3 protein-coding genes are annotated in these 6,244 nt (G+C 73.4%); 2 read left to right on the top strand and 1 reads right to left on the bottom strand.

The window, feature by feature from the left end:
* Positions 1-56 precede the first annotated feature (56 nt).
* Together ABD747_RS22995 and ABD747_RS22990 are read left to right on the top strand one after the other, a co-directional pair.
* Complete coding sequence (locus ABD747_RS22995) at positions 57-2,006, top strand: putative baseplate assembly protein (protein ID WP_344809060.1); 1,950 nt, start codon at positions 57-59, stop codon at positions 2,004-2,006.
* The gene (locus ABD747_RS22990) at positions 2,003-2,542 is read left to right on the top strand and encodes a phage tail protein (RefSeq protein ID WP_344809058.1); all 540 of its coding nucleotides are present in this window, start codon (positions 2,003-2,005) and stop codon (positions 2,540-2,542) included. The genes ABD747_RS22995 and ABD747_RS22990 overlap by 4 nt, the downstream gene beginning before the upstream one ends.
* A 596-nt stretch (positions 2,543-3,138) precedes the next feature.
* On the opposite strand, the gene ABD747_RS22985 is transcribed toward ABD747_RS22990, so the two are convergent.
* Positions 3,139-6,003 carry a BTAD domain-containing putative transcriptional regulator gene (locus ABD747_RS22985; RefSeq protein ID WP_344809056.1) on the bottom strand — a complete coding sequence of 955 codons (2,865 nt, stop codon included), beginning with the start codon at positions 6,001-6,003 and terminating at the stop codon, positions 3,139-3,141.
* Positions 6,004-6,244: the final 241 nt, after the last annotated feature.

The raw sequence follows: 6,244 nt of genomic DNA, 5'->3' as shown, positions 1-6,244 counted from the left end.
GCTCCCCCGGCCCTGCCCGCGGCCTTCGGGTCGGTCTCCACTGGAGGTGCGTGATCATGCTCCCCGCTCCCAATCTCGACGACCGGCACTTCCAGGACCTGGTGGACGACGCCAAGCGGCTGGTCCAGCAGCGCTGCCCGACCTGGACCGACCACAACGTCTCCGATCCCGGCGTCACCCTGATCGAGGCGTTCGCCCAGATGGTCGACCAGCTGATCTATCGGCTGAACCGGGTGCCGGATCTGCACTACATCAAGTTCCTCGAGCTGATCGGCGTCGAGCTGCGCCCGCCGGCAGCCGCCCGCGGCCAGGTGACCTTCTGGCTGTCCGCCGCCCAGCCCCAGCCGGTGATCGTCCGGGCCGAGACCCAGGTGGCGACCGCCCGGACCGACGTCGCCGACCCGATCGTGTTCAGCACGACCCGGGAGCTCGAGATCATCCCCTGCGAGTTCGCCCATGCCGGCAGCCATCCGGCCGGTGAGTCGCCGGCGGACATGACCGCGGCGCTGGCGGGCCCCGAGGGCTTCCGCTGCTTCTCTCCCTCGCCGGTGGTCGGCGACGCGCTGCTGATCGGGCTGACTAACGCGGTGCCGTACTGCGCGGTCGTGGTCCGGATGAACTGCCGAGTCTCCGGCCGCGGCGTCGATCCACGCCATCCACCGGTGGTCTGGGAGGCCTGGGTCGAGGGCAGCGGCTGGGAGCCGTGCGAGGTCGGCTCCGACGACACCGGCGGGCTGAACAAGCCGGGCGACGTGGTGCTGCACGTGCCCGGCGGTCACACCGCGTCGATCATCGCCAAGCAGCGAGCCGGGTGGCTGCGCTGCCGGCTGGTCGAGGCCCTGCCCGACCAGCCGACGTACACGGCCTCGCCGCAGATCTTGTCGGTGTCGGCCTTCACCATCGGCGGGACGGTGCCCACCGTGCACGCCGAGGTGGTCCGCGGGGAGATCCTCGGCCGGTCCGACGGCACCCCGGCCCAGCGTTTCGTCGTCCAGCAACGACCGCTGCTGCCCTCCGAGACACCGACCACGCTCACCGCCATCCAGGGCGACGCCGTGACCGAGTGGACCGAGGTCTCCCACTTCGCGCTGTCCGGCCCCAACGACCGGCACTTCCGGATCGACCGGTTCGGGGGTGAGATCCAGTTCGGTCCGGCGGTCCGGGCGGCCGACGGCGGTCTGATCCACTACGGCGCGGTGCCACCGGCCGGGGCGGTGCTGCGGCTCGAGGCGTACCGCACCGGCGGCGGCCAGTCCGGCAACGTCGGCCGCGGTCTGGTCCGGGTGCTGAAGACCTCGGTGCCCTACGTGAGCACGGTCGAGAACCGGGTGCCGGCCATCGGCGGCGCGGAAGCGGAGAGCCTGGCCGACGCCAAGACGCGTGGGCCTCTGCTGCTGCGCTCGCGGGGCCGGGCGGTGACCGCCGAGGACTTCGAGCAGCTCGCCAGGGACGTCGCACCGGACGCTGCGCGGGTGCACTGCGTCGCCGACACCGCCGACGGTGGCGCCGGCGTCCGGGTGCTGATCGTGCCGCAGGTCGCCAGCGACGAGCTGGGCCGGATCAGCCTCCGCGACCTCGACCCGCCGGCGGCGGTGCTGGAGCGGATCGCGAGCAGCCTGGACGCCCGCCGGCTGGTCGGCACCCGGTTGCTGGTGCAGCCGCCCGACTACTCGGCGCTGACCGCGGTGGTCAGCCTGAGCTGTCGCCCACTGTTCGATCCGGGCGAGGTCCGGTCCCAGGTGTTGCGGGCCCTGTACACGCTGTACCACCCGCTGGTCGGCGGCCCGGACGGCACCGGCTGGCCGTTCGGCCGGGCGGCGCAGTCCCACGAGGTGCACGCCGCCCTGGCCCGGATCCCGGGCGTCGACATGTCCCGCGAGGTCAGCGTCGCGCTCTTCTCCGCCGACCCGAACAGCAGCCAGCGCGGACCGGCGTCGCAGCGCATCGACCTCGCCCCGACCGCGCTGGTCTATTCGTTCGAGCACCAGGTGCGGGTCCGCAAGTGAGGGGCACAATCGACGGGGCGCTCAGCCCGCTCCCGCTCTCGCCGACGCTGCCGGCGATGATCCGGGAGGATCCATTCGCCCAGCAGCTGTGCGCTGGCCTGGACGAGGTGCTCGCGCCGGTGATGCTGAGCATGGACGCGTTCACCGCCTATCTCGACCTGGGGACCACCCCTGCGGACATGCTGCCGTGGCTCGGCCACTGGCTCGGAATGGAGGTGGATCCCGGTGAGGATCTCGACCTGCAACGCAAGCTACTGGCCTCCGCGGGCGACCTGCACGCGATCCGGGGGACCCGGCGCGGGATCGAGCTTGCGCTCGAGGCCGCCCTCGGCGTGGACGTCCAGGTGCTGGAGACCGGCGCCTCGTCCTGGTCGTCCGACCCGTCCGCTCCGCTACCCGGGGAGCACCGGCCGGCGATCGTGGTGATCGTCGACTCCACCGAGGACGACCCGATCGAGGTCGAGCGGCTAGATGCTCTGGTCGACCAGCTAAAGCCGGCCCACGTGCTGCACCGGGTCCAGGTGAACGAGGTATAGCCCCGGGAGGCCGACCCGGCCGTCGTCCTCGGGCACCCCGCCGTCCTCCCGTCCCCGGCCCCGGCACCCGGCCCCCGGCACCCGGCCCCCGGCACCCGACCCCCGTCTCCGGAAACTGTGCAGCTCTTGCAGCGACACGCCGGCGGCGGATGCAGGAGCCGCACAGTTTCCGGGAGGCGGAGCGAGCGCCGCGGAGTCGGGCGGCAGTGTCAGCTCAGACTGGTCGCCGGGCGGGGCCCCCGAGGCGCGACCCGAGAATCCGACCCTCGCGGGCGTTTGCCCACCGGAGCGACGCTCGTGGCCGTCACCTTCGCGGCGGCGAGGGTCGGTTTCTCGGGTCAGGCCCCAGAGACCGAATCCCCGCCGGACCCACCACCCCGAGCTTGCCCCGACCAGTCCCGCGGCCGACGGAAAACTGTGCTGCTCTTGCACCGACACGCCGGTGGCGGTTGCAAGACCGGCACAGTTTCCGAAGACCCGAGGGCGCGACGGAAAACTGTGCTGCTGTAGCAGCGACACGCCGGTGGCGATTGCCAGAACCGCACAGTTTCCGGAGACCCTGGGGCCGGAGGCGGGGGACGCGGAGATCTCGGGTGTCAAGGCACGGGGACGCCGAGCTCGGCGCAGACCCGGGCGTGCTCGCGACGGGCGACGGCAGCCGCGCTGTGGTCGCCGGCGCTGTCCAGCAGCTCGGCGAGCAGCCGCCAGGCCGGGTCGTGGTAGGGATCCAGCTCGATCGACCGGCGCGCGGCGGCGATCCCGGCCGAGGTGTTGCCCCCGCCCTGGGCGGCCCGGGCGGCGTCGGCGGCGAGGTGCGCGGCGAGCGTACGCAGCCGGTCCCGTTCGCCGATCACCCACTCCGCCGGCCCGACCTCCGGCAGCAGGTCGCCGCGATAGGCGTCCAGCGCGGCCTGGTAGGCAGCGAGCGCGCCAGCACCGTCCGCCGGCCGAGCGGACGACGTGCCGGTCGCCGCCCGGGCCAGCTCCTCGAATCGGCGTACGTCCACGGTGACCCCGGGCAGGCAGAGCGCGTACGCATCGCTCTGCCGGCGCAACGAGTCCTCCGGCAGACCGGCGGTGGCTAGCCACTGGCGCACGCTGGAGACGGCCACCTGGAGGCTGCGGGTGCCGGATGCGAGCGTCGCCTCGGGCCAGACCGCCTCGATCAGCTCCTCGCGATGGACCGGCTCGCCGGCTCGCAGGGCGAGCAGCATCAGCAGTGATCGGGCCCGCGGCCGGAGGCCGCCCCAGGGCACCGGATCGCCGCCGACCAGGAGCGCGAACGACCCGAGACACTGCAGCCGGGCCGCCGACCCGGCCGCCCGCTCTGCAGTGGCCGGCGGGAGCACGGCCGGCGGCTCGGCAGTTTCGTCGACGAGCGGTCGCGGCTCGGTCCACGCGGGCAACTCGGCACCGGTCAGCAGTCGGGCCACCGCGGTCAGCCCGAGCGACTCGGCGCTGCGCAGCAGCGGAGCCGGGTCGGCGGAGTCGCTCGCCATGCCGCTGCCGCGCTCGACCACCAGCTCGATCGCCTCAGCCCACAGCTGCAGCACGGGTGCGGTCAACCGATTCGCGCACTCCGCCGAGCGGCGCAGCAGCGGGACGGCCAGATCGGCCCTGCCGGCGAGCGCGTGCGCGGCCCCGACCAGCCCGGTGAGCAGGCAGGTCGCCCACTCGTCGCGATGCCGGACGCAGTCCTCGATCAGGTCTGCGCAGGCGGCGATCCGCCATTCGCTGGGCCGCATGGCCAGCCACAGCGCGGCCTGCACGCCGCGCGCCACCCGCGACAGCCACGGGAAGGCGTCCACGTCGGCGGTGAGCACGATCTCCTCCAGCCGGCCGGCCGACTCCTCGTCCGGCTGGCCGAGCAGCTCGGCGAGCTGACCGATCAGCCGGGCGGCCAACTGCTCCCACCGCGGCACCTCGTCGCTCGGCTCGGCGACCGCGCGGGCCGCACCGCCGAGGTCACCCGCCAGCAGCCGGCCGAGTCCCGCGGCCAAGCCCTGGGTCGCCGACGGGGCCCGCAGCGTCCGGGTCAGGGTCCGCAGCTCCAGCGAGAGGCGGAGGTCCCGCTCGGCGGTCCGCGGTCTGCCGGGTTCGAGCCCGACCGGCTGCGGCAGCCACACCTGGGCGACGGCGCGCTCGTGGGCACAGCGGGCGGTGAAGTCGAGGTCGTCCATCAATGTCTCGGCATGCCGGTAGGCCGCAACCGCGTCGGCGATCAGCCCGTTGCGCAGCAGCCGCCGGGCACCGGCGACCACGATGCCGGGATCGTCGGCCGGCGCGCCGGGACGCCCGAACACGCCGCTCCACCACTCCTCGTCGGGCGGCAGCGCCGAGCCGCCCTGGTGCAGCAACCGGGCGACCGAGCCCCAATCCTCCGCGCGGGCGTACGCCCGGACTGCCGCCATCGTGCGACGGTCCCCTTCGAGCAGGGCCGCGCTGCGGGCGTACAGCTCCCGGGTGGCCTGCGCCCCCAGCTCGTCGACCAGCACCACCTCGAGGTGCGTCTGTAGCACCTGGTGGTAGCGGAAGGTGAGACCGCCGTCGGTGCTGGTGGTGAAGAACTGCTCCCGCTCCAACTGGTCGAGCAGCGCCGCACTGCCCGGGGTGTCGAGCAGCGCATCGCACAGCTCTCCGGTGAGCACCCCGAGGGTGCAGGTGTGCAGCAGGAACCGGCGGCGTTCCGCGGCCAGCCCGTCGACCACGTTGCGGGCCAGGTAGGAGCGGATCAGCCGGGTCCGGCCGGTGAGCTCGTCGATCGCGCGCTCGCGGTCGGTCCGGCTGAGCCGCGCGGTGGCGAGATGGAACAGCTGCAGGCCGGCCGCCCAGCCGCCGGTGCGCCGGGTCAGCGCCGCGGCGGCCTCCGGCGACAGCGGCCGCTGGTACACCGTCCGGAACAGTTCCTCGACCTCCCACGACCGGAACCGGAGATCCTCGCCGTCGAGCTGCTCGAGCTCGCCGTCGAGCATCAGCCGGGTGGTGTTGATCGCCGGTGGCCGCCGGCTCGCCAAGATCATCCGCAGCTGTCGGGGACGCAGCGTGGCGACCCGTTCCAGCGCCGCCTCCGCCCGGGTGCCGGCGATGGCGTGCAAATCGTCCACGACGAGCCGGATCGGCCGGCCGTCGGCCTCCAGCGCCGCCAGCAGGACGTCGATGCTGCCCGATCCGACGACGGGGGCGACGTCCAGATCGGGCAGCGTCGCGCCGATGCCGTACGCCAGGTGCCGGACCAGCGCGGCCTCGTCGTCGTCCTCCGCCCCGGCCCGATACCAGGCGGTCGGCTCGACCGAGGACCCCGCGACCCGGCTCAGCACCGTGGTCTTGCCCGACCCCGGCGGTCCGAGCACCAGCCCGATCGGGGCCGCGTCGGAGGCTGCCAACCGATGCTCGAGCCGGTCGCGTACCAGACCGCGCGGGTCTGGTCGGCGGACCTTCTCGACCAGGATGACAGAGTCCATCAGCGACCAAACTCCAGACGGGGAATGCCTGGACCATAGTCCCCACAGCGGCGGGGTGTCACCGTTTTTTCAATCACAGAACCGATTCCGCCGAGTTTCGTCGAGGTCCACGGACAGCACCCGGACAAGCTTCGAGCGCGACCCGGCGCCATTGTTCGGGCCGCGACGGTCCCCGCCGCGACCTTCCAGCGAGCACCATCGGTCGCACTCCGCACCCCGGCCTGCGACATCGCACCCTGCG

The organism is Microlunatus ginsengisoli, from assembly GCF_039537205.1.
Lineage (GTDB): Bacteria > Actinomycetota > Actinomycetes > Propionibacteriales > Propionibacteriaceae > Microlunatus > Microlunatus ginsengisoli.
This window is presented reverse-complemented; position numbering and strand designations above follow the sequence as displayed.